At 55.6% G+C, this 24,181-nt stretch carries 17 protein-coding genes and 2 tRNA genes; 17 read left to right on the top strand and 2 right to left on the bottom strand.

Annotation, left to right across the window (positions count from 1 at the left end):
• Nucleotides 1-152 precede the first annotated feature (152 nt).
• A complete protein-coding gene (locus tag VFA09_23395; protein ID HZU70236.1) occupies nucleotides 153-1,610 on the bottom strand; it encodes an ATP-binding protein in 1,458 nt (485 codons plus the stop codon).
• 22 nt (nucleotides 1,611-1,632) lie between these two features.
• Nucleotides 1,633-2,307 (bottom strand): response regulator transcription factor, encoded by a 675-nt coding sequence (locus VFA09_23400; protein ID HZU70237.1) that lies wholly within the window; start codon nucleotides 2,305-2,307, stop codon nucleotides 1,633-1,635.
• Nucleotides 2,308-2,616: 309 nt separating this feature from the next.
• Between VFA09_23400 and VFA09_23405 the strand changes: the two genes are divergently transcribed.
• The 17 genes from VFA09_23405 (at nucleotide 2,617) to VFA09_23485 (ending at nucleotide 24,167) form a co-directional block, all read left to right on the top strand.
• Nucleotides 2,617-4,023, top strand: coding sequence for a glycosyltransferase (locus VFA09_23405; GenBank protein HZU70238.1), 1,407 nt, complete (start codon nucleotides 2,617-2,619; stop codon nucleotides 4,021-4,023).
• A gap of 81 nt (nucleotides 4,024-4,104) precedes the next feature.
• Nucleotides 4,105-6,195: a glycosyltransferase family 39 protein gene (locus VFA09_23410; GenBank protein ID HZU70239.1), complete on the top strand. Its 2,091-nt coding sequence runs from the start codon at nucleotides 4,105-4,107 to the stop codon at nucleotides 6,193-6,195.
• A 159-nt stretch (nucleotides 6,196-6,354) separates the two neighbouring features.
• Nucleotides 6,355-6,984: a hypothetical protein gene (locus VFA09_23415; GenBank protein HZU70240.1), complete on the top strand. Its 630-nt coding sequence runs from the start codon at nucleotides 6,355-6,357 to the stop codon at nucleotides 6,982-6,984.
• 93 nt (nucleotides 6,985-7,077) lie between these two features.
• Complete coding sequence (locus tag VFA09_23420; GenBank protein HZU70241.1) at nucleotides 7,078-7,698, top strand: ferric reductase-like transmembrane domain-containing protein; 621 nt, start codon at nucleotides 7,078-7,080, stop codon at nucleotides 7,696-7,698.
• A gap of 64 nt (nucleotides 7,699-7,762) precedes the next feature.
• Complete coding sequence (locus tag VFA09_23425; GenBank protein ID HZU70242.1) at nucleotides 7,763-8,230, top strand: SHOCT domain-containing protein; 468 nt, start codon at nucleotides 7,763-7,765, stop codon at nucleotides 8,228-8,230.
• A 459-nt stretch (nucleotides 8,231-8,689) separates the two neighbouring features.
• Entirely contained in the window at nucleotides 8,690-11,344 is a 2,655-nt protein-coding gene (locus tag VFA09_23430) for a helicase-associated domain-containing protein (GenBank protein HZU70243.1), read from the top strand.
• A 1-nt stretch (nucleotide 11,345) separates the two neighbouring features.
• Complete coding sequence (locus VFA09_23435) at nucleotides 11,346-13,925, top strand: helicase-associated domain-containing protein (GenBank protein HZU70244.1); 2,580 nt, start codon at nucleotides 11,346-11,348, stop codon at nucleotides 13,923-13,925.
• 84 nt (nucleotides 13,926-14,009) lie between these two features.
• Nucleotides 14,010-14,081 (top strand) — tRNA-Gly (locus tag VFA09_23440).
• A gap of 23 nt (nucleotides 14,082-14,104) precedes the next feature.
• Nucleotides 14,105-14,175, top strand: a tRNA-Cys gene (locus VFA09_23445).
• Nucleotides 14,176-14,232: 57 nt separating this feature from the next.
• Nucleotides 14,233-15,048 (top strand): DNA repair protein RecO, encoded by an 816-nt coding sequence (recO, locus tag VFA09_23450; GenBank protein ID HZU70245.1) that lies wholly within the window; start codon nucleotides 14,233-14,235, stop codon nucleotides 15,046-15,048.
• A 105-nt stretch (nucleotides 15,049-15,153) separates the two neighbouring features.
• A complete protein-coding gene (locus tag VFA09_23455; GenBank protein HZU70246.1) occupies nucleotides 15,154-16,584 on the top strand; it encodes an MFS transporter in 1,431 nt (476 codons plus the stop codon).
• A 159-nt stretch (nucleotides 16,585-16,743) separates the two neighbouring features.
• Nucleotides 16,744-18,570, top strand: coding sequence for a serine/threonine-protein kinase (locus tag VFA09_23460; protein HZU70247.1), 1,827 nt, complete (start codon nucleotides 16,744-16,746; stop codon nucleotides 18,568-18,570).
• Between the two features lie 104 nt (nucleotides 18,571-18,674).
• Nucleotides 18,675-21,251 carry a protein phosphatase 2C domain-containing protein gene (locus VFA09_23465; GenBank protein HZU70248.1) on the top strand — a complete coding sequence of 859 codons (2,577 nt, stop codon included), beginning with the start codon at nucleotides 18,675-18,677 and terminating at the stop codon, nucleotides 21,249-21,251.
• 107 nt (nucleotides 21,252-21,358) lie between these two features.
• Nucleotides 21,359-21,727 (top strand): NADH-quinone oxidoreductase subunit A, encoded by a 369-nt coding sequence (locus VFA09_23470; GenBank protein HZU70249.1) that lies wholly within the window; start codon nucleotides 21,359-21,361, stop codon nucleotides 21,725-21,727.
• Nucleotides 21,718-22,476, top strand: coding sequence for an NADH-quinone oxidoreductase subunit C (locus tag VFA09_23475; GenBank protein ID HZU70250.1), 759 nt, complete (start codon nucleotides 21,718-21,720; stop codon nucleotides 22,474-22,476). Before VFA09_23470 ends, VFA09_23475 begins: the two co-directional genes overlap by 10 nt.
• A 9-nt stretch (nucleotides 22,477-22,485) precedes the next feature.
• Entirely contained in the window at nucleotides 22,486-22,929 is a 444-nt protein-coding gene (locus tag VFA09_23480) for a hypothetical protein (protein HZU70251.1), read from the top strand.
• A gap of 86 nt (nucleotides 22,930-23,015) precedes the next feature.
• On the top strand, nucleotides 23,016-24,167 hold the full coding sequence (locus VFA09_23485) for an NADH-quinone oxidoreductase subunit D (protein ID HZU70252.1): 1,152 nt from the start codon (nucleotides 23,016-23,018) through the stop codon (nucleotides 24,165-24,167).
• Nucleotides 24,168-24,181 lie beyond the last annotated feature (14 nt).

A 24,181-nucleotide genomic window follows, 5' to 3' on the forward strand; every position in this document is an offset into this window, starting at 1 on the left:
TCTCGCTCTTCTATTTTGTCTTCCTATCTCTTTGTCGCAAACACTTCCCAAAACCCTACACCATTTTTCAAGGATGATGCAGGGAAGATGATGCAGGGAAAATGAAAGGCGTATCCAGTAGGGGCGGATATGGGGTGAGGGAGCAAGCTCCCCTACTGGTCGCGCGCCTCTTCACGTGGATGTTCAAGCCGCGTCCCTTGCGCGAGGGGCAAAAGCATGGTGACGGTCGTGCCCGAATCGGGGATGCTGGTCAGAGTCAGCGTGCCACCGTGGGCTATGGTGATGCCACGAGCGATAGAGAGGCCGAGGCCGGTGCCACCTGCCTGCCGCGAGCGCGCTTTGTCCACCCGGTAGAAGCGTTCTCCCAGGTGTGGAAGATGTTCGGCTGAGATGCCGATACCCGTATCGCGTACCTCGAGCAGCGCCTGTCCCTGCTTTATCGCCGTGCGAACCGTTATTTGACCCCTGGGACGATTGTATTTGATAGCGTTATCTAGTACCGCCAGCACGGCCTGTTCGAGCTGCATGGGGTCGCCTATCACCACCGCCGCATCATCGAGTTCTGTGATAATGCTGATCTCCGACTGATCGGCGAGAGCCTGTATGCGCCTTACCCCGGCCCGGGCAATGTCGGAGAGATTCACCACCTCGTGCTCGCGGTGAGATGCGCTGTTATCCAGGCGCGCCAGCGTCAGCAGGTTGGTTGCCAGGTTCGACATGTGATTTGTTTCGGCGACGATGTCCTCTAACAGCAGTGTATCTTCCTCGTCCATCTGCCCGTGGCTGCGTAACAGGACTTCGGCATCGGCGCGCAGCAGCGTCAGCGGCGTGCGCAATTCGTGCGCGGCATCGGCGATGAAACGCTGCTGGTTCGTCCAGGCCAGGCGGGCCGGGGCCAGCGCGCGATTGGATAAGAACAGGCCGCCCACTCCCGCGCCGACCAGCGCGACGCCGCCAAAAGCGAGCATAAGCTTCAGCAGCACGGAGAGCGCCTGCTCCTCTGGCTGGACAACCTCGGCAGCCACGATTACGCGCACATTCCCGCTGCCTGAACTCAGCGATGAGACGTCGTTCTCCGGCACAAGCAGCGCGTAGCGATAGATTTGCCCATATGGACTTCCTGTATCCACGATATCGGCGGTCGAATGACCTGTTTGCAGCGCTTCCTTCGCAAGATTATTGGAGAGGAACGCAGCCGGAAGTCCTGTACCATTCGAGATCAGATTGCCATGCTGATCGTAGCAGGCGATTATTTCGGGCATAAAAATTCCCCGGCCTGGTCCGCCGAATTGACCTGTATTGTCATCTAATGGACAGGCAACAAGTGAGGGCGGGCCTGAAAGCAATTCATGCAAGTGATCTTGAGCATGCATCTGGGTATCGCTCTCGATGGGGTTTAAAAGGAACTGCTGCGCGCTGATATAAACGGCCACGCTAAACAGAATCAGGGCCGCGGCCAGCACGCCACAATACCAGAGCGTCAGGTTAATTCTAAGCCCGCGAAACAAGATCGCTCCCGGTTCTCTTGAGAAAGGACTCCCGCTCCGGCGCAAGGGCCACAACGACCGTTGCGACTTTGGCGACCCCTGGGCAAACCTGCTCCTTTGCATGCCATTGCTCCTTCGCGCCGTTTCAGGCATCGATCTTGTAGCCCACGCCCCGCACCGTCTTGATCAATGGGCGTGAGAAGCCCTGGTCGATCTTGTCGCGCAGGTAGTGAATGTAGATGTCTACGACGTTGGAAAGCGCCTCGAGATCATAACGCCAGACGGCATCGGTAATTTGCGTGCGCGAAAGTACCTGCCCAGGATGGCGCATCAGGTATTCCAGCAGGGCGAACTCTTTGGCGGTTAACTCGATGACGCGCCCGCCGCGCCGCGCCTCATGCCTGACCAGGTCGAGCGTCAGGTCTGCCACCGTCAGTTGAACTGTCTCGTCAAAACGGCGGTCCCGGCGGCGAAGCAGCGCGTTGACACGAGCCAGCAATTCCTCCATCGCGAACGGCTTGGTCAGATAGTCGTCGGCGCCCACATTGAGGCCCATCACGCGATCCTCAACCGCCCCTCTCGCTGTAAGCATCAGCACCGGCGTCATAATGTTTTCGGCGCGCATCTGGCGGCAAATCTCGATGCCATCGATTTCTGGCAGCATCAGATCAAGAATAACCACGTCATAGGTATCGCTTAGCGCGAGGTCAAGTCCGGTCTCACCATCGTGCGCCAGGTCGACGGTATGGCGTTCCTCCAACAGTACGCGGCGCAACAAATATGCCAGGCGCTTCTCGTCTTCAACAACAAGTATATGCATTGCTCCGTCCCTCGTTTCATACCCTCATGCGGGAAATCGCCCTTTCCCTACTATACCGCATAGCAATTTCTGCTGCTATAAGGGGCCAGCATCTAGACCCATCTTTACGTGCTAGCTTAGCATCGCTTTATTGATTTTTTATGAGAAGTGTATGAGAGAATTCTCATGAAGCGCAAGTAGCTGCATGAGAAATCCCTCATGTTCTTCCAATGTACGTCTCATCGACCCCTGCTACCCTGAACGGCATGATGGTTCAGGGGATCTTGCTTTCTTTGAGCTTCAGTTTACGCTTTTTGAGAGGAAATAACTATGTTAGAAACATTGCAACTCCGCAAGGGAGAGCCACAGGAAAACGTCGTTACCGTTCAGCCTCAATATCATCGAGAACCGGCACAAAGCCGCCGCGTTCCTCTTATAAATGGCCGCTTCGCTTTGTTCGGGCAGGTTCTGCGATTTGCCCTGGTTGGCGGGCTGAATACAGTGGTAGATTTATTGATCTTGAATGGCCTGTTGTGGCTGTTTCCTACGAGCAGCACCGTCATGCTGCTGGCTTACAGCGCTTTCGCTTTTAGTATAGGAGCCATCAACAGCTTTCTCTTCAACAAATATTGGACCTTCGAGCAAAGACAGAAGACGACCCGCAAGGAACTGTTGCGCTTCGTCGCGACAACCTTGTGCGGCATCGTATGGAGCAGTATCATCCTCTGGCTTGCCAGCAATCTGCTGCATCCCGTGCTGGTCAATGCCATCGTGTGGGCGAATGCCTCGAAGGTATTTGCTATCGGCGGCACCGCGCTGATCTCCTACCTGGGGATGCGACTGTGGGTCTTCGTGAGTAAGGGACACGCGGAGCAAACAACATCCCGGCGACTCGCTACAATCCCACTTGAAGATCGAATACTGCCGGTTATGCAAGAAAGAGCTGCTTCCGGCGAATACCAGCAGCATCTTGTAGGTAGACGGCACGATAAGCCTCTCGTTGGTCATAGCCTCTCCGTCATTCTGCCCGCATATAACGAAGAGCAGGTCATCGCCAGCACCATTTTCGATGTTCTCGCCGTCTTGACCGGCTGGCATATGGACTTTGAGGTGCTGGTTGTCAACGATGGGAGTACGGACCGCACGGGAGCGATTGTCGCCGCGATTGCCGGTACATATCCGCAGGTTCGTCTCATCACCCATCCCATCAACCAGGGCTATGGAGCAGCCCTCGCGAGCGGCTTCGCGGCAGCGTCGAAGGATTTGACCTTTTTCATGGACTCCGACGGGCAATTTGACATACGCGACCTGCAACAATTTTTCCCCTACATCGATGAATACGAGGCTGTGATTGGCTATCGCATCGACCGCCAGGACTCGTGGATGCGCAAGCTCAATGCCTGGGGATGGAAACTCCTGATTCATACAGTCCTGGGCGTGCGCGTTCGCGACGTAGATTGCGCTTTCAAACTCCTGCACACCGCATTCCTGCGCCAGCATCCATTGGAGACACGCGGCGCCATGATCAACGCCGAGTTACTATACAAGTTGACGCGCGCGGGAGCCAGCTATCGCGAGATCGGCGTTCATCATCGCCCGCGCCTGGCCGGGCGCGCCACAGGAGCAAACCCAGTCGTCATCCTGCGCGCGCTGCGCGACCTCTTCACGTATGCCTGGAAATGGGGCGTAGGAGCCAGATTGGAATTCTCTCATGACTCTCCAATAGAAAATCAATAAGCAGGCTCTATGCTTGAGCTCATAAAACGATATACCTGGCGCAATTGCCAGAACATTTACTAACACGAGGAGAAGAACTACATGGCAATAGTAGATACGACGGCTCAAGTACAAGCGGGTGAGCATACGGCTGGGAAGAAGGCCGCTACTCCCTCATCTCTCTGGCAGCGGCTGGCGCTGGTGGGGGTAATGCTCATCTCGATCTTCATGAATTTTTACCAGTTGGGGCAGAATGGCTTCGGCAACCTGTATTATGCCGCCGGGGTGCGCAGTATGCTCGATAACCTGCACAATTTCTTCTTTGTCTCATACGACCCCGGCGGCTTTGTCACCATTGACAAACCTCCACTGGGCTTCTGGCTGCAAGTGCTGAGTGCCAAAATCTTCGGTTTTACGCCTTTCAGCGTATTTCTGCCCCAGGCGCTGGCAGGCGTGCTCTCGGTAGCCCTGCTGTATCACCTGGTGCGGCGTCACTTTGGCGTGGTGGCCGGTCTGCTGGCTGCGCTGGCACTGGCGCTCAGTCCGATCAGCATCGTGACCAATCGCAATAATACGATTGATAGCACGCTGGCGCTGGTTCTGCTGTTAGGGGCCTGGGCAGTGCTACGGGCCGCCGAAACCGGGAAGCTGCGCTGGCTGCTGCTGTGCGCCGTAGCGGTAGGAGTAGGCTTCAATATCAAGATGCTGGAAGCTTACCTGGTCGTGCCCGCCTATGGCCTGCTCTACCTGCTCGCCGCGCCCAGGAGCATATGGAAGCGCGTGCTGCACCTGGCACTGGCCGGACTGCTGCTGCTCTCCATTTCGCTCTCATGGGCGCTGGCCGTTGATCTCACCCCGGCCTCGCAACGTCCCTATGTCGGCTCCAGCCAGAATAACTCAGAAATTAGCCTCGCGCTTGGCTACAATGGTATCAGCCGCCTGCTGGGACAATTCGGCATCGGCGGACGCACAAATGCGAACGCGGGCGCTTCCAATCAATCCAGCAACGCGAATGGAAATGGCGGACCGCAGGGCGCCGGAGGCAGCAACGGCGTTTTTGATACCGGTACGCCTGGCCCGCTGCGTCTCTTTACTGAACCATTAGGAGGACAGATCGCCTGGCTGTTACCCCTGGCGATACTCGGCGCGCTCGCGGTTGCCTGGCAGCGACGACCACGCCCGCAAAGCGACCGCAAACAGCAATCACTGATATTGTGGGGTATGTGGCTGCTGACCATGGGCGTTTTCTTCAGCGTCGCGGGCTTCTTCCACCAGTACTACCTGACCGAGATGGCGCCAGCCATTGCCGCGCTCTCTGGCATAGGCATCGTCACTATGTGGAAGGATTACCGCCGCTCTGGATGGAGAGGCTGGCTGCTGCCCCTGGCATTGATCGCCACGGCTGTCGTCCAGATCAACATCCTGAATAGCTATCCCACCTGGGGCCAGGCGCTCATACCTATCATCGCCATCCTTTGCGTAGGGGGAGCCATCGTACTGTTCGTTCTCCGCCTGCTCCCGCGCTTCGACCTCGCTATCAACAAGGCGCGTTATATGCTGCCCATACTGGCTCTTGCTATCCTGGGGCTGGTGATTACGCCTACCGTGTGGGCTGCCATACCGGTGCTGGAAGACGTTTCCGTTCAGTTGCCGGTGGCAGGCCCAACCCAGCAAGGGGGCTTTGGCGGCAATGGCACCGCGAACATAGGAGGCGTAAATGCCGCGCTCATTAAATACCTGGAAGCACACCAGGGGAGCGCGAAGTACCTGGTAGCGGTACCCAGCTCAAACACGGCCGATAGCATCATCCTGGCAACCAACAGGCCGGTCATGGCCCTGGGAGGCTTCAGCGGCAGCGACCCCATCCTGACGACCTCGCAGCTAGCCGCGCTTGTAAAGAGTGGAACGGTGCGCTACTTCCTGCTTGGCTCCTTCGGGGGAGGCTCTGGTTCATCCCAGCAAACACTCGACCAGTTGCCCGGCCAGAACGGAGATTTTCCAGGACCCGGAGCAGATGTGCCAGGAGGATTCGGCGGGTCGGGCGGTTCTGGTCCCGGCCAGCAAAGTTCTCTCACTTCCTGGGTGACACAGAACTGCACGGCAGTACCGTCAAGCGCCTGGCAATCCTCTTCGACCAGCAGTGGGTCTGGCTCAGGTGGAGGAACGCTGTACTATTGCTCGACTACGAAATGAACGCTTTAGCTGGACGGCTTTGCATGCCGTCCAGCTTCCTTCCAATATTGGAAACCTCACATTTTTCTCCAATGAAGATTAAATCAACACAGGCTATGCTCATACTGTGAGGAAAAGAGACCTCACCTATGCATTTGAAAGTCAGAAGGAGAGCAGACAATGGAAACAAATCCATACGAATATGAACAATCTATTCCCTGGATACCGCAGCAGAATCAAATGTTCGCAAAGAAAGATACTACAGCCATGAAGGAGCAGACTGCCTGGCCGCTTTCACCTGCGCAATACCGGGGGCAACAGCAAAGAGTTAGCGCTCAACGGCTCCAAAATGTTGTGGCGCCTCTTGCGGATGCCAGGAGGGAAGGGCAGTCCACTCTTGCAAGCGCCAGGAGGGAAGGCCAGGCGCCCGTAAAAGGCACCAGGAGTACAAGGCAGGCACCCAAAGAGCAGCGCATGACAAAGGCGCGCGCATTGGAGCTGGTTCGCAGGTTCAAGCAATGGCTTGTCGTGGCATCTATCGTCAGCTTCGGTTCGATCAGCGGGCTTGTAGCCTACCACCAGGTCGCTACTACCGCCGCAACTAGCAATACATCATCGACGACTTCTCAATCGACATCATCGTCAAGTTCGTCTTCTACCAACTCAAGCAGTTCGAATAACAATACGAGTAGCTCGAGTAATTCAAATAGCTCTACAAGCAGCTCAGGCGGCTACTTTAATCAACATAGCAGCAATAATTTTGGTTCAAGTAGTTCATCGTCATCCGTAAGCGGAAGCAGTGTTTCTTGAGGAAATTTTGATGCTTGCAGGCCGCAGACACGATACACTATGATATACTAGAGACGGTGGAAGTGCGGCCTGCGCAATTATGGAGGTGCAATCATGGCAATATGGGAAGCAATTACCTGGAATGTGGCGCGGGCAGGCGGCTTTACCGCATATATATTACTGACGTTAGCAGTCGCAGTAGGATTGGCGCTCTCGACGCAGTTGCAGTCACCCAGCCGCTGGCCGCGACTGATCAACAGCGAATTACATAACTTTTTGACGTTGCTCGGCACGATCTTTATCGTCGTGCATGTGCTGGCGGTCTGGATAGACCCGTTCACGCGTTTTGGCTGGTACGAAGTATTCATTCCTTTTGCCAGTAATTATCGTACATTCTGGATGGCGCTCGGCATCGTCGCGTTGTACCTTGGCATCGCTATCAGCATCAGCACCTGGCTGCGCCCGCATATCGGTTATAGCTGGTGGCGGCGGCTGCACGTTTTGACGCTGGGCATTTATGTCCTGGCGACCATTCACGGTCTGGGCACGGGCAGCGACACGCAGACACCCTGGGCGCTCGGTATCTATATCGCCAGCGTCGTACTGGTAGGGGTACTGTTCTGCCGGCGGCTGTTGGACCCGGCGGGCAATCTCAGACGGGGGCGAGCAGCCATGAGCGTTCGCGCCGCTGCCAATAAGGAAAGGTTACCTCTCCAATCCGAAATGGTCAAGTAAAATCGTGCCAATTGGAGAGGTTCAGAAATCGCCTGTATGAAATGAAGGAAGGAGGATATGGGGAATGGGGCCACATGAACACCCGTGGATGCACTGGCATCCACATCCCTGGGATGGCGGCTACGGCTGGGGACCCACACCCGGCCCAGGCCCGGAACCCTCAATGTTTTTATCGGCATTGGGCACTGTATTCTGGATAGCCATGCTTATCATCATGGCCTGGGTCTTGCTGCGATTGATCCTGCCTTATATGAGGCCTCTTCTGGCAGACCTGCTGGATTCGCCACCAGGCGGCCTCTCTTCCTTAGATAAACTACGCGAGCGCTACGCGGCCGGCGAGATCGACGCTGAGACGTTCGCGCAGATGCGCGAGCGATTGGTAGCCTCTTACGAGCCAAAGGATATTCGTCCTGCCGAAAATGCCCACTCGCCTGTCTCCTGGAACGGCCATAAAGAGATTCTTTCCTCCCCGGTTTCATACGAACAGGTCGGGATGATGGAGCAGAGACAGCATCTATCTGATAGTGAGTAGCGAAGTTCCCACACCCCGGCCCTCGCTGCGATCTGCTCCTTAAAGAACGTCAAAACGCGCTGCCAGGCATCTGCGGCGGCTGGATCGTACCTGCGCCCCTGATCATTGAAGAAGGAATGTTTGGCACCTCGATAGAATTTTATGTCGTGCGGGATGTTGCAGGTTTGCAGCGCCGCTTCTAGTTAGTTTGTTTCTAATACCCTGAAGTATAGCAGCTTACGCCTCACCTATATGAAGGCATCAGCGCCTGTATGAGAATAAGCCCTATTGCTCACGTGACTTTTGCCCCTGTTTGCCGTTCTATTGGTTAATAATGGCACAGGCAGTGACGTGTTGACGGCGCTACGATTGACCCCCTGTCTGCTACGTGCTATTATAACGCAACGTGGTCGATTCCAGATGCGAACTATCGCGATTCTTTCGTCTCATGCTATCCGCCAGGAAGGTGAAGACGAGTAGGTGCCGGAGCAGCTTGTTATGTATGATGTGTATGGCGCATATAGTGGGGTGCCGGGCGCTTTGTTGCGCCTCCGGGAGACAGATATCGTTAGCATGGCCGGGTTGACGGTCGCTTCGTTGGGACAGGAATACTGCCGTATTGGCGCCGTCCATTCGACGAAGCGCCAGGACGCCAGGGTCTTCGGTATCGTTGATGTGCCGGATATGTCTCCTGAGCAGGCAGTATTACACACAAATGGCGCCACACAGGTGAAAGAAGCAGATGCGCAAAACGCTCCAGGGCGCTACAGTGTCGAGGTCGAGGTGCGCGATGATCATTCATGGATTGCCACCTGCACATGTGGCCGGCAAGCTTCCCCCTGTGCCCACGCTGCCGCGCTGCTTTACCAATGGATTGCGCATCCCGCAACCTTTCAATCAACAATAATGCCTCCTTCCACGTCCCCCCCATCTTTTGTCAAAGATATTGAGGCAAGCGATGCTCCAGATTCCCAGGACGATCCGCCCATTCTATCAACCATCCAGGATTCTCACGTGGAAACCACCGGCCAGGATTTGCGAAGGAGCCGGGATATCGCCACCACCTCGGCGCAGCGTAGCGCAGCACGTTTCAGCACGCAGGCGTCCAGGATCACCGAGCAGGCAGGCACTATTGCCGAAATGCTTGCACCATTAAGCCTGAGTGAACTGCGTAGTATCGCTCGCGAATACGATTTAACAACGGTTGGTCTGAACAAGCAACAGTTAATTGAAGCAATCACGAATATGGTTCAGCAGCCGGAAGTGGTGCGACGCATGGCGGCAACCCTCGAAAAGCCGCAGCGCCAATTGTTAGCCGCCCTCACGCTCGCCGGCGGCAGCATGAGCGATGAAGACCTGCGCGGCCTGTGCGAACGCTTCTCCCTGGGTGGCCCCGGCCAGTTACAAGCAACACTGCTCACCCTCTCAAGTAAAGCATTTATCCTGCGAACCAGCCTCAATGCCTCGCTACAACAGCGTGTCGGACTGAGTGGATCATCGCTCGACCTGCATTGGCAGGTGCCGCTGGAAGTCCGCAGGGCCTTACATGTAACGGTTCCCGTCACCACTTTTGATGTCGAATCATCCGGTGATGGAAATGGAGAGGCGCTCAATGTCCAGGCGACGGAACCATACAGGCTTCTGGCCGATCTTTTATTAGTAGCGCGCGCCCTGGATGGCTATCCGGTTGAACGGGAAGAGCGTCGCGATACCCGTAGGGGCCGATTTATCGCACCCAGCGCCGATTTATCGGCCAGAGATCAGTTATATCGCACCGGGGTAGGAACCGTTAACCGAGCAGGGATCTCGTCAACAACTCCCCGCAAAGAAGGAGACCCGGTGGCGAGCGATGGGTCAATAGTGATTCCATCTCCTGGCGATTTGCCGGAACCTTCGCTGCTGGAATCATTGCAGGCCGCGACGATGAATCGATATTCGCTGGCATTTTTGCGCTTCGCGGTCCGATTGCTAAGAATGGCTGAGATCGTCTATCCAGGTGACGGGCCGGCGCCATGCCTGCGTGTATTGCCCAATGCCGCGCAGTTATTGCTTGGCCCCGGAAGAGCCGATGTTTTACGTGAACTCTTCACTCACTGGTTAAAGCAGGCCAGTTATGGCGAGCTGTTCGATCTGAACGACGAGGGAGTGCGATTGTGCTGTCGCAGCACACCGTTAGGCCAGGCGGCGCTGCGAGCCGGGGAACTGGAAGCTGAAAATAGTGAGGCGCGGCAAACACTTACCGCATTGATAGCACAGGCGCCACGAGATCGCTGGATCAATTTTCCTTCCTTTGCGCGCTTTATCTACCGCTTAAATCCGTACTTTTTGCAGCGAAGGCAGCGCCAATTTTCATCACCGCACTGGTGGATAGAGCAGGAAGAGGGACGGCCCTTGCGCCCCGGCCAGTTGTCCGAGTGGTTGCGTGGGGAAGGACGCTACCTTGCTCGCTTACTACAAGGCCCTCTGCACTGGTGGGGTATGGTAGATATTGTGCTATCAGCTGACGAGCGCCTGCTTGCTTTCCGCCTGACGTCAATGGCTGGCGCGCTTTTAAATGACACTCCTGAAACGAACAGAGTTGGGGCCGGCATGAACCAAAAAAATCTGGCCTTCAAGGAGAACGGCCCGGTAAGTCTGGCGCCTACGATTACTGTGTCTGAAGAGGGCAGGCTGCTGTTACCCTCTGTTCCTGAGAACTGGGAAGTGATTGAGCTGATCGAACGTTTCGCGGAAATCTGCGGTGTTCAGGCGTGTCAACTGTGCTATCGACTCACCGCGGCATCATTGAGCGCGGCGTTCAGCTGCGGACAATCGCCTGCTCCTTTACTAGAGTTGCTGCGTAATGTCGCAACCCCGGCTTATGGTGAAAGTACATCCGTGACGAATTGGCTTGCGCAACTTGAAAGTAGAATAGCAAATTATGGTCGCATTCGCCTCTACACCGATGCAACCTTGCTCGAAGTTGCCGATAGTGCTGTCTTGCGTGAACTCGCTGCCGTGACCTCAATAAACGATGCGATTGTGCGTCCGGTGCATCCAACGTTGATGATAGTAAAAAAACAGGGTGCGGAAGGTCTCATTGACGAGCTGAAGCGGCGCGGGCAGGCCCCACTCCTACATGATGAGGCGGGGTGATATGCAGCAGAGCGATCTTTACCTCTTACAAAGCGTGCCTCCCTATCACTTACAGGCGTTAGTAAAGGCACGCCGGTCATTATTTCCGCTCAAAGACCTGCATCTTGAATTCGTCATCGATCCCGCCTCCGCACAAATCACTGAAATTGCGCAACATCTTTTCGATCCTACAGCGATCCGCGACACTTTACAAAGCCTGAGCGAGTCAGAAGTCATCATTTTGAAGGAACTGGTTTCGTGCGGCGGTCGTGCCAACAGCCGCGACCTGGCCTTATACCTCACCATGGCCGGCCTGCTCCATCCTCCTAAAAGTAAAAGAGAGACGACTCCCCTATCAAAACCTGCTCCATCCGGCACGTCCAGCAGCGCTCCAACGGGCGAACATGGTACAGTTGTACGTCATGCATCGCAAGGCGGGCCGCCTCAATATCCGGCTCCTCATCCACATGGCACTTTTGAGCAAGCGGTACACCGCCTGCTAGTCCTGGGGCTGTTGTTCTGGGGAAAACAGACGAATTTTGTCGGGCGTGACTACGCCAGTGGCGTTTATGATGGTGTGCTGATTGTACCCCAGGCTGTGATGGAGATCGCGAATGAAGAGTGGCAGCTAGATGAGAAGGAAGGAACAGCTTCTTTATTCGAAGGTGTGGAATTGGGTGAAGCGGTGCAGGGCTTGCAGCGCACGTTATATCTCTACTGGTCAATTGTCGCTGGAACGCGCGAAGGGTTACCGTTAATCAACAATAAATTACTCGCACGCTCGTCCTTGCGCCAGGTATTGGAGCAAGTACAGGCTGCGGGCATGACGCACCTGGTAGAAAATGGCGGCATCCAGTTGCCCGAAGAAAGCCAGGCTGCAACGGCACACCGTAGGAGTGACCACGAGCGCGAACAATCGACTCTCTACCGCTCGCCCACCGGCAGTCTCTCATGGTCATCCACGATGCCGCTTATAGAGCGCATACGCACCGAATCCGATGTCCCCCACCTGCTATTCATCAGGTTATTGCTGATAAAATTGGGCTTGCTCTACGAACGGCGCGGCGTATTGTACGCGGCTCCCGCGGATGCTTTTTTTGCCTTGCCTTTGCTTGAACGGGCGCGGCGTTGCTATCGCCTCTGGCTCGAAAGCTCTTTCTGGAACGAACTTGTTTATTTGCCGGATGTGGTCTTGCGTCCCGCTCCTGCTCCTCTCGAACCGGCTCACGAAGAGTCCGTGCGAGCCAGGCAGTTCGTTGTGCAGCGCGTTCTTCACGCGCAGCCGGAAACATGGCACGAACTGGCTGTTTTTATTGCACGTACCAAGCTCTACGTTCCTTACCTGCTCTTTCCGCGCCAGTACGGGTCGCGTGTCGATCGCTATTCGATTGGCAGCAATCCCTACGGGTGGGATTTTCGCCTGCGCCGCGGCTGGTTAACACACCGTGAAGGCTGGCACCAGGTTGAGGGCGGATTTATTCGTTCCATCGTATCCGGGCCTCTGCGCTGGCTGGGACTGGTCGAAATAAACGATGAGAAGCATCCCGGCGCTTTCCGCCTGTCGAGGGATATCGAGCTGGTCACCGCCGATCATCCCATTGAGATGAAAGAGCCGGAATGGGGGCGATTGATCGTGCAGCCAAATTTCGAACTGGTAGCGCTGGCGCCCGTTTCTGAGGCGCTACTGGTCAACCTGGACCGTTTTGCCGAGCGCGTGCGCCTGGAACGTATCGCACAGTACCGTCTCACAAGGGCAAGCGTTACACGCGCCATCCAGGTCGGCATGCAGGCCGCTGCCATCCAGGAGATACTGGAACAAGCAGCCGGGGACGATAGCAATATTCCCCAAAACGTGCGCTATTCGCTGCTCGAGTGGGAACGCCAGGCACGCCGCATCGAACTCTGGAGGGGCATGACACTGCTGGAAGTCGATGATGAAACCCTGCTGGATGCGCTCTATGCCGATGAGTCAATTCGTTCTATGCTGGGGCGCCGCCTTGCTCCTCGTTTGGCGGAGGTAGCCGCCAACCAGCTGGCAAACATCCAGGAGCTTCTCTGGCAGCGCAACTACCTGCCCGCGCTCGTCTCCGCACCCATACATGAGAATCTCCTGGAAAGCGGGCGCCTGCCGACATTCGAACCGCAGTGGCGACTACAAAACGATGGCCTTTTACAACCCTGCCATCCCCTGGTTGACCTCTACCTCGCCGCCGAACTTGAGCGCTTTAGCGAGCCGGATGAAAGCACCGGATGGCGCAAGCTGACGGCAACGGCAATCGCGGCGGCTTGCAACTCCGGTCTCGCGTTAGAAAATCTTATACGCTTCCTACAACACTACTGTGAGGGCGGCATCCCGGCCTCTTTCTTGATACGCCTCAGATTATGGGGTGGCGGCTATGCGGAACGCGACACGATACAGGTCGAACGCTCGCCGTTGCTCAGTCTTTCAGCCCAGGCCCTACGCGATATCCAGGCAGATGAGGAGCTTGGACCCTTGCTGGGTGCAGAGGTCTCCCAGGAAAATCGCCTGGTTCGTGTAGCACCAGAAGTACTGGAGCAGGTGATGGCGCTATTGAAAGAACGAGGATTTACGGTAGAGTAGGTAAGATTATCTCTCGCCGCAAAAACCTGTTGACAAATCACCTGATGTATGATATCTTAGTGTTACGAAAGCAAGGCAATATAAGCGGGAGTGGCTCAGTGGTAGAGCATCTCCTTGCCAAGGAGAAAGTCGCGGGTTCGATCCCCGTCTCCCGCTCCCCATCATCCAATGGTTTTTCCGGCGACGTCGCCAAGTGGTAAGGCACGGCTCTGCAAAAGCTGCACCAGCGGTTCGAATCCGCTCGTCGCCTCCCATCAGACGTGATCTCGGAGTCACGTCTTTTTATTGAGTAGTGATGGTTTTCCCCATGCGACAGCAACATAGTTATTCCACAGAAGCGATCATCCTCAAGCGCATCGACCTGGGCGAAGCCGACCGTATCGTTACCCTCTTTACGCCGGGCAAGGGAAAATATCATGCCATCGCCAAGGGCACGCGCCGCCCCGTCAGCAAACTGGCCGGCCATCTTGAACTGCTCAGCCGCAGCCAGTTACAGGTGGCGCTGGGTCGCAACCTCGATATCGTGACACAGGCCGAGGGACGCGAAAACTTCCTGCACCTGCGATCCGATCTCTGGCATATGACCTGCGGCTTCTATCTCGCCGAGCTGATTGATCGCTTTGTTGAAGATTCGACGCCCCACCTCGATATCTATGTCCTGCTGCTTGAAACCTTGCGCTACCTGGACGCGGACGCTATGGCGCTGGAGCAACAGCGAGCCAACGATACCGGGCCTTCCACAGCCCGCGCGGATGAACATACCAGGTTGCTACTGCGCTACTTTGAACTGCGCCTGCTCTCCGCAATCGGCTATGAGCCTGCGTTACAGAACTGCGCCCACTGTGGAAACGAGCTGCTGCCCGAAGAGAACGGCTTCAAAGCCTCTTCAGGTGGTGTATTGTGCCCGCAATGCTCGCGCTTCTGGGAGCGTCGTCTCTCATTGAATGCCCTCAAGGTGTTGCGCTTCTTACAGCGCAGCAAGTGGATAGAGGCCTCACGCCTGCGCCTGGACGAGCAATTGCAGATCGAGTTAGAGATGGTCATGCACAGCCTCTTACGCTTCCACCTGGAGCGTGACTTAAAATCGTGGAGCTTTTTGGAGATGTTAAGCGTCAAGATGTAGGTAGAGTACTCTCTAGCCAACTCAATAAGCTCATGGTACAATACGCATTGTATCCGAGGCGGACCTCGTTATTATTTTATTTTTATCCTCGACGTGGAGGCGCACATGAGTGACATCACGACCTCTCCTGACTCTTCGGAAGTCAACGCCCGTGTTCCGAAACGCATTTTGAGTGGCTATCCCGCTTATGTCTTCTGGGTGATGTTCAGCATCAACTTCCTGAACTATCTTGATCGCAATGTATTGACCGGCGCGGCTAATGTGGTGGCAAAAGAACTGGGGTTTGGATTTGATGGCATTGGGTACATCGCATCGGCTTTTCTGATCGTCTACACGCTTGGAACGGTTCCCCTGGGCATCTGGGCGGATCGAGCCAAGCGCAGAAATGTGGTTGCCATCTGTGTGGCCGTCTGGAGTGTAGCCACCGCCCTCACCGCTCTGGCAAACAGCTTTATCACGCTCTTCCTTTCACGCATGGTGCTGGGTATTGGTGAAGCGGGCTATTTCCCTGCCGGTACTGCGCTCATGAGCGATTACTTTCGACGCTCTACACGCTCGCGCGTCATGAGCTGGTGGAGTGTTGGCCAGCTCGTTGGCATCCTGGTTGGTTTTGTGGTTGGAGGCACAGTGGCCGGTCTCTTTATAGGCAGCTGGCGATTGGCATTCATCTTTACCGGCATTCCTGGTCTGATCCTGGCATTTCTGGCATGGAGGGTGCGCGAACCTCGCCGCAACCAGGCCGATGAGGCCGTAGGACCGGACTCCCATTCGTTTGGCAACGCGACCGAGTTAGAGGAGCCACCGCATACACTGCACATTACCTCGAGTATCTTTGCTCAATTTAGAACCTTGCTGAGCATCAAGACGCTGGTGGTATTGATTGTGATGCAGATATTCGCCTTCTTTGTGCTGGGGGTAAACGTTGTCTTTTTGCCGACCTATTTGCAGCAGAAAGATACGTTTGGTCTGACTTCGGGGCAGGCAGGTCTCTTCTCTGGAGCGGTGATCGTGTTCGCGGGCATGGCGGGCACGATTCTTGGAGGTTACCTGGCTGACGTTCTGAACCGGCGTCATCCGGGAGCGCGCGTGCTGGTATGCGGCATTGGCTTCTTGTTGAGCGCCCCGTCTTTTGCGGTGGCAGTTACCGTGCATGATCTCAGAATTTTCAGTATTTTCTTTATCCTTACCACGCTGTTGATCCTGTTTTACCAGGGTCCCAGCACGGCGGCCACACAGGATGTCGTGCCATCGATCCTGCGAGCATCGGCAGTGGCCCTCACACTGCTCATTGCTCACCTGCTGGGTGATGCTTTTGCACCCTCGCTGGTAGGAACACTGGCGACCGTCTTTGATCCGACACATGGACTGCATTTCAAGAACAGCGTAGGTGGCCAGGACTTGAGCCATGCCCTATTGATTACCTGTACACCTGCATTGGTAATTGCCGGTCTGGTTGGCATTTTCGGCGCTCGTTGGATGAAGGCGGATGTGGATGCAGCGGAGCAAGCAGACCGGGCACTGAATAATGCCGGTTAACACGCAACATTTGTGGAGCAGGTCGCATTGAGGATGTGTACTTTCCTACTGCCCTTTATTGAAGAATATGTTATAATGCGGCCAGATTATGGTTAAGGCGATTTCTTGCGGTCACCCAGGTTTCTGCCCTGGACATGCACTAAAGAGCGATGAAAAAATATGGTGAATAATTATCCATTTGACCCTAACAATCCGGCTTCTCTTAGTAATCCTGCCACCCCACAAAGTGGTATGGGAGGCAATCCGCCGGAATATCCTTTGCCGCCCGTGTCTCCACAGGCGCTTTCTGTTCCCAATTCCGCGCAATCCGCGCAGCAGGTAGCACCTGGCGCAAAAAACAATGGGAACGCGGATAGCGGTGCGAAGTTCAGTGAGGGAGGTCATCATCGTTTACCTGCAGGTACGGAGCTTTCGTTCGGAAGATATCGCATTGAGAAACTGGTGGCCGCCGGGGGTATGGGCGCCGTCTACCGCGCGATAGATTTGCGTTTTGATCGTCCATGCGCGGTCAAAGAGATGCTGGACGATTTCTCGACGGATGAAGAACGGGGAAAAGCTGTTGAGTGGTTCAAACGCGAGGCAACCTTCCTGCTCGATCTGAATCATCCCTGCATTCCCCGTGTACGTGATTTCTTCGCGGAGGGTGAGAGACATTACCTGGTGATGGATTTTATTGAGGGAAGAACGCTTGCCGAGGTGCTGGAAAAAGAGGGGAATGTTCCCGGCGTGAATGGAGCGCGCGGCGTTTCCGAGGCGCGCGCTCGCAGCTGGGGGCAGCAAGTATGCAGTGTCTTAACCTATCTCCATAATCAGAAGCCGCCGGTAATTTTCCGTGATCTCAAGCCTTCCAATATCATGGTTACCGACCAGGACGAGATCAAGCTGATTGACTTCGGCATTGCCCGCACGGTGCAATCACAGCGCCAATCGACGATTATCATGACGATTGGTTACGCTCCCCCCGAACAACTTCACGGCATGCCTGAACCGCGCAGCGATATCTACGCGCTGGGCGCAACCCTGCATAAAGTGCTGACGCGCCATGACGCGGCCAATAATAAACCGAGCATCTTCTCATTCCCGCCCGTTCGCCTGCTGCGACCGGATATTTCGCCCGCTTTCGAACAAATTTTGATGAAGGCGTTGGCCCCCAATTTAGAACAGCGTTGGGCCAGCGCCGCCGAGATGGGGCAGGCGATTATCAAACTGCCGCCAATTCGGGTGAATCCACCGGCAGTAGCGCCGGTAGCCACAGTACCGGGGGGAGATCGCAATACTCCATCAAGACCAGCTGCGAGCGGCAACGGATTAACCGGCCCGGCGGGAGCTTTGATCCGGTTAGCGCAGGATCACATTCGGGCCGGTCGCATCGATCCGGCATATGCGGTCACCGGCCAGGCTTACGCGCTTGAGCCGAATAATGCCCTGGTGCATAAACTCTATGGGCAGGTCTTTGCGCGCCGCAACCAGCCTGAGCAGGCAATGCAGGCGTACAATCGTTCCTTGCAGTTGAATAATACCGATCCGGAGACGCACAAACTGGTGGGCGATGTCTATCTCTATCTTCGAAGGCAACCGGCGCAAGCCATTCCCGCCTACACAGAGTCGCTGCGTTTGAACGTCAATGACCTCGAGGCGCATATGCGGCTGGCGAAGTGTTTCGAGGAGACGGGGCAACTGGAACCGGCGTTGCGCGAATACCAGGAAGCGGCCCGGCTCGATCCCAAACAACCAGGCATTCACTACACGATCGGCCAGCTTGCCTGGCGCCTGAATCAACTGCCATTGGCGGAACGGGCTTTTGTTCAGGTGCTAACGATCAACCCCGCCGATCACCAGACGCGGTTTTTGTTAAGCCAGGTCTACGAACGCGAAAATAAGCTCGAAGAGGCTTTCGAACAATGCAGATTTGTAGTCGAGGCGATGCCGGCGAATACGGCGGCCCAGGCTATGCTGCAACGATTGCGTATTCAGTTGAGGCGTTAAGCCAGAGCGGGACAAACATACATTCTTTTGCGGAGCTGAGTGGGACGATGAGAAATACTACGACAACACTTCGATGCAGGCCGGATGTAAGGAGAGAAAAACATTTGAGCGCGCATGGCTTCGTAGCTGGTATGCGCAAAAATACAGGTTTGCTTGTACTCTCCATATGTGGTGGGCTGCTCATAGCCCTCCAACTGCTGATTCCCTCGCTGGCGTTCGCCTCGACAAGCAGGAGCGCGAGCGACCATGCTTTCTCTTCCTCACAACAAGAAGCGTTTGACCTGGCCGATGTTGCGGTGGTACGCCTGGTCGTCACCTATACGGTGCCTGGAAGCTCTTCCAGGATGCTCTGTACTGGCTTAGGCGCGATTGTTGGCAGCTGGCTCCCCAATAGCCCAACCGACAAGAATACCTGGGTGGTGACCGATAGCTCGCTGGTGACAACCAACGGCACCAGCTGTAAGGGGCCGGGGACATTTGGTATCCTGACGACCGTTGAGGTGCTGGCCAATACCACCTATAGCGGTCTGCCCCCTTTAAGCCAGCCCATCGGACAGCTCAACTGCGCGCAATCGTTCTGCCGTGACGCCGCTACCGGTACACTTGAAACACTGGATGGCATGGCAAGCCCTGGAGGAGCGGTACTCTTTTCCTTCCATAGCGATGCGCAGCACCTGCAACCATTTCTGACCATTACTCCTAATGCGAATACCGACGACACCTCGTTCGGCATCGAACTGGCGAGCGCGAGTAGTTCCTGGCCGACGACGCCGGTTGCGGTAACCGACCCCAACACGCTGGCGCACTACCTGGTTCCCGATGCTATCACTTCGCCGGTGGGCCATGCGCCCGGCAACGTCTCTTCCACTGCCACCCCAACAGCTACTGCTCCCATCCAGGCTACTCCATCGCCAGCTGGAACCTACGAGCCAGGGATGCCCCTGATAGCGCCGGATGGAAGCTTGAGCGGCCTGTATGTGAACGAGAACACGACGATCACCGCAACGCAGATCAACGTGTTGCTGAGCCGGCAGCCAGAATTTTCACCGACGGCGCAGGTCCGCCATCAGAGCCAGAACCCCTTAGAGGGGAACTGGCACATCGGCATTTCGGACTACTATGCCAATAATTTCCAGGGGGCGCATACGGCCCTCACTGCCATAGCCCACGCGAATCCCCCTGTCAACCCTGATTTCAAGGCCGCGGGGAATTATGACCAGCAGCACGTGGTGCCAGCGCTGCAAAAGAATGGCAAGAGTACTACTGGTGGTTCCGGCGCTGGAAATAGTGGCAGCGGCACAATTTTAGGCTTCCCTGCCGGGCAGGTGATACTGGTAGGAATTATCGGCGTGGTGATCTTGCTGGCACTTTTATTGATCCTGGTAAGCCTGAAGTTCGGGCAGGCACGAGGGCGACGCAAGCAAGAACTGGCGCAATTCGAGGCGGACCAGGCTGAGGCGCAGCGGCTGGCCGAGATAGAGGCACAGCGCCAGCAGAAGATTACAGCGCGGTTGCAATCCCCCTTCAGCACGGTGCGTTGTCCGAACTGCGGCGTACAGGTCACTACCGATGATTCCGTCTGCCCGAACTGCCATTACTTGCTCTCGGCTTCGGATTCTGGATTACACCTGCGCGCTGTACCGCCTCCTCCAGTAGAGCCACCTGCTCAGATGAGTCCCGCACAGGTTTATTCCGGTACGCCCGCCGCGCCTTCTATTAGCGAGATGCCGACGCTGCAATTCCCGCCCAGCAACGGAAACGCGAACGATTCCGATAGGACGCAGCCTTACGATATACAACAGTTGCAGGGCATGAATCTGAGCCTGGCAGTGGGGGCGCGTACCGATCGCGGTATTAAGCGCAAGCACAAACCCAATGAGGATAACTACTTCGCGCTACAGGCGCCAAGGCCCACAAATACGCAGCCGCAGGAGTTCGGATTATTTGTGGTGGCGGATGGCATGGGCGGGCACGCGAATGGACAGGATGCCAGTCGGCTGGCGATTCAGACGATTATCGATTTCATGCTACCGAAACTTGCCAGCGATGAGCCGATGAGCGAGGACGATTTTAAAAACCTGCTCAACGAGGGAGTGCAACGCGCAAATCAGGCCGTTCACCAGCGCAATATGGAAGAACGAGCTGATATGGGAACCACGATGACAGCTGCCTTAATCGTGGGGGCAATCGCCTATGTTGCCAATGTGGGTGATAGTCGTACCTACCTGTATCGCGAGCCTGAAGGACTGATCAAGATCACACACGATCATTCGGTGGTGGCGAGCCTGGTTGACGCGGGTATTATTAAGCCCGATGATATCTATACGCATCCCAAACGCAACCAGATTTATCGCAGCCTGGGCGAGAAGCCGTTTGTAGAGGTCGATACATTCAAGGTGCCACTGCAGGTAGGCGATAAGTTGCTGCTGTGTTCTGACGGGCTGTGGGATATGGTGCGCGATCCGGAGATACAACGTCTGATGAGTGCCCCTGCGCCCGATCCCAATAAGACGGGGAAGGCGCTGATCCAGGCGGCGCTGGATGGCGGTGGTGAGGACAATGTAAGCGTGATTGTGATCTACATCAATGAAATGAGTAGCCAGCCCACCATATCAAACGTCCAGTTGATCGCCAAGCCCGAGAACGTTACCCTACCAGAATTGCCTCTACCAGGAGCGTAGGGGCGGACTCTGGTCGATGCTTCTCTCCTGTGCTATAATCAAGACAGCACATTTTGCCTTTATTCATCCACGTACAGAACGAAGGCAGTTATTTGGAGGGAAGGCACTTGGTAACGACTGTTAACCTCAATTATCTATACGCGGGCATCCTGTTTGCCGCCGGTTTCATATTCGTGATGCTGACGACCACCGTGGCAAACATCATCGCCCCTCATAGTAGAACCAAAGAGAAACTACAGACGTATGAATCCGGTGAGACTCCGATAGGTTCCGCCTGGGTTCAATATCCGCTGGGCTTCTACATCTTTGCCCTACTTTTCGTGGCGTTTGATGTAGATATTGTCTTTATTATCGCCTGGGCGGTCATCTTTAAGCAATTAAGCGTTTTTGGCTTCTTTGAAATTCTCTTTTTTATTATTGTGCTTGCGATTGGTCTGGCTTACGCGTGGCGCAAGGGAGTTGTGCGATGGATATAGTACCACGTCCAAGAAGTCTCACTACCTCTACGAGTGGATATCGCGACCAGAACGCAGCGCTCGCCCGGGACCTTGCTCCAATAGCCCAAATAACCGGAAAACCGGTCAATCCAAAGACGCTGAGAGGCGATTATCTCAGCCTGGATGTTGATCGTAATAACCTGGTGGCTGTGTGCCGTTTCCTACGCGACCAGCTGGGTTTTGATATGCTGAGCTGCATTTCGGGCGTCGATATGGTCGATCACCTGGAAACCGTCTACAACTTGCGCTCGCTTACTCGCGGGCAACTGCTGCAACTGAAAGTGCGCATAGATAGCGAGAAGCCCGAAGTGGATAGCGTTGTATCCGTCTGGCCTACTGCCAATTGGCTGGAGCGCGAAACGTTCGATATGTTCGGCATTCGCTTTACAGGGCATCCCGATCTGAGGCGCATGATGCTGGATGATGAATTTGAAGGCTATCCCCTGCTCAAGAGCTTCCACCAGGTGCCATTAACCACCAAGCCGCCCGCGACGACGCAGGTTGACCCGAATGTAGCCGTTGCCGGGCCATACCAGCAGAAGGGCGTGGAACACGTGGTGCAGAAAAAGCTGGGGCAGGGCATGGAAGAGCGCCTGCACCCCGGTACGCCGACCTTTGGTCACGCTTTCCACGGGGCAACGGAAGAAGCAAATCAGGAAAACGCGACGGCAGCAGGCGAATCGGCGCCGGGCCAAACACCGCCCGGTAAAACAGCCCCGGGAAGTTGAGTAAGTACTATGCCAAAAGCAAGAAAACGAACAGGAAGATCACAGGCCACAGCTCGCAGGGCTAATGAATCGGCGGTGGACACGATGAATCGGCCCCTACTTTTGCAGGCCGATGAATCGGCAATGGGCACGATGAATCGGCCCCTACAGAAGCATTCGAATACTAAAGCGCAAGCCCGGGCAGGCAACGCGACGGCTCCCTCGCAAGAAACAGTAAGCGCTCCGCAGGTCTATCGTCCGTTCATTTCACCTGTTGTGCGAGGGCCGCAGAGCCTGATTATGCCGGGCATGGTAGCTCTGGGCTGCTGGTTGATGGCTTTCACGATGTTCTTTCTCTCGACCGATCCGAATCGCAACCTGTTCGGTGGTATTGCCGTGCTGATGGCCCTGATGTGGACGTACAGCTTTGGCACGCGCACGCGCAAATTGCTCTCACTGCAACGAAAGGCATAACAGACGGGGTTTTCATTTGATCGGCTACGGTGGACAGGCACAAGGCGCTGTCCCTACAAGGCCACCTTTACATAAAGAGGAAATCTATGGCAACAAATCAACGTACAAGTGCAAATCCGCACGTGGCGGAAGCGCCCGAGGAAATTAGATCGCAGGAAATGCTGCTCAATATGGGGCCACAGCACCCCAGCACACATGGCGTTTTGCGCCTGGTGCTGACGCTGGAAGGCGAAACAATCGTCGATTGTACGCCGGTGATTGGCTACTTGCATCGAGGCATCGAGAAAATCCTGGAAAATCGACCGATTATGGGCGGCATCCGCTATATGGATAACGCGGATTACCTGTCTCCCATGCTCAACGAAATCGCCTACGCGGGAGCGGTCGAGCAGGAGATGGGCATTGAACCGCCGCGGCGCGCGCAATATATCCGCCTGCTGGTCGGGGAAATGCAACGTATGGCGAGCCACCTGGTAGCAGTTGGCACCTATCTGCTTGACCTGGGAGCGTTCACCCCTGTGCTGTGGGCATTCCGAGACCGCGAGGGAATTCTTTCGCTCTTTGAGGCGCTGGGTGGTAGTCGCTTCAACGTCAATTACATGCGCGTCGGTGGTGTGCTGCACGACTTCCCCAAGGGATGGCTCCGCGAATGCGAGGCGTTCCTTGATCGCGTTGAGAAGAACATGAGCGAGATGGAAGGACTGATCACCGGCAATGAGATCTTCGAGGCGCGCACGCAGGGTGTCGGTTACATCGATCCCCAGCAGGCCATCGCCTATGGATTGACCGGGCCGATGTTGCGCGCGACGGGTGTGAATTGGGATTTGCGCGTCAATCGCCCGTATATGGCCTATCGCGAAGTGCCGGTGAACGTGCAGGTACGCCAGGAGGGTGATTGCTTTGCGCGTTACAAGGTGCGCATCCAGGAAATCTACGAAAGTATCCGTCTCTGCCGCGTCGCAATTGATCAGATGCCCGGTGGACCGATCAGCACGCGCACGCCCATCGCGCTACGTCCTCCTCGTGGTGAAACCTACTTTGCCATTGAGAGCAGCAAAGGCGAACTCGGCATCTACTTTATCAGCGATGGCAGTGAATATCCCTGGCGTGGGAAGATACGCGGTCCGTCCTTCGTCAATCTACAAATCCTGCCCGAAATACTGCGCGGCCACAAAATGAGTGACGCGGTAGCTATCATTGGCAGCTTTGATCTTGTGCTGGGCGAGGTTGATAGATAGCATCTCTGGGAGTT

The organism is Ktedonobacteraceae bacterium (genome assembly GCA_035653615.1).
Lineage (GTDB): Bacteria > Chloroflexota > Ktedonobacteria > Ktedonobacterales > Ktedonobacteraceae > DASRBN01.

Excerpts from the sequence above, each read along its gene's own strand:
- VFA09_23435 (HZU70244.1), top strand. The coding sequence starts at position 11,346 with ATGCAGCAGAGCGATCTTTACCTCTTACAAAGCGTGCCTCCCTATCAC.
- VFA09_23420 (HZU70241.1), top strand. The coding sequence starts at position 7,078 with ATGGCAATATGGGAAGCAATTACCTGGAATGTGGCGCGGGCAGGCGGC.
- VFA09_23475 (HZU70250.1), top strand. The coding sequence starts at position 21,718 with ATGGATATAGTACCACGTCCAAGAAGTCTCACTACCTCTACGAGTGGA.
- VFA09_23400 (HZU70237.1), bottom strand. The coding sequence starts at position 2,307 with ATGCATATACTTGTTGTTGAAGACGAGAAGCGCCTGGCATATTTGTTG.
- VFA09_23485 (HZU70252.1), top strand. The coding sequence starts at position 23,016 with ATGGCAACAAATCAACGTACAAGTGCAAATCCGCACGTGGCGGAAGCG.
- VFA09_23395 (HZU70236.1), bottom strand. The coding sequence starts at position 1,610 with ATGCAAAGGAGCAGGTTTGCCCAGGGGTCGCCAAAGTCGCAACGGTCG.
- recO (HZU70245.1), top strand. The coding sequence starts at position 14,233 with ATGCGACAGCAACATAGTTATTCCACAGAAGCGATCATCCTCAAGCGC.
- VFA09_23415 (HZU70240.1), top strand. The coding sequence starts at position 6,355 with ATGGAAACAAATCCATACGAATATGAACAATCTATTCCCTGGATACCG.
- VFA09_23480 (HZU70251.1), top strand. The coding sequence starts at position 22,486 with ATGCCAAAAGCAAGAAAACGAACAGGAAGATCACAGGCCACAGCTCGC.
- VFA09_23460 (HZU70247.1), top strand. The coding sequence starts at position 16,744 with ATGGTGAATAATTATCCATTTGACCCTAACAATCCGGCTTCTCTTAGT.
- VFA09_23455 (HZU70246.1), top strand. The coding sequence starts at position 15,154 with ATGAGTGACATCACGACCTCTCCTGACTCTTCGGAAGTCAACGCCCGT.
- VFA09_23405 (HZU70238.1), top strand. The coding sequence starts at position 2,617 with ATGTTAGAAACATTGCAACTCCGCAAGGGAGAGCCACAGGAAAACGTC.
- VFA09_23410 (HZU70239.1), top strand. The coding sequence starts at position 4,105 with ATGGCAATAGTAGATACGACGGCTCAAGTACAAGCGGGTGAGCATACG.
- VFA09_23425 (HZU70242.1), top strand. The coding sequence starts at position 7,763 with ATGGGGCCACATGAACACCCGTGGATGCACTGGCATCCACATCCCTGG.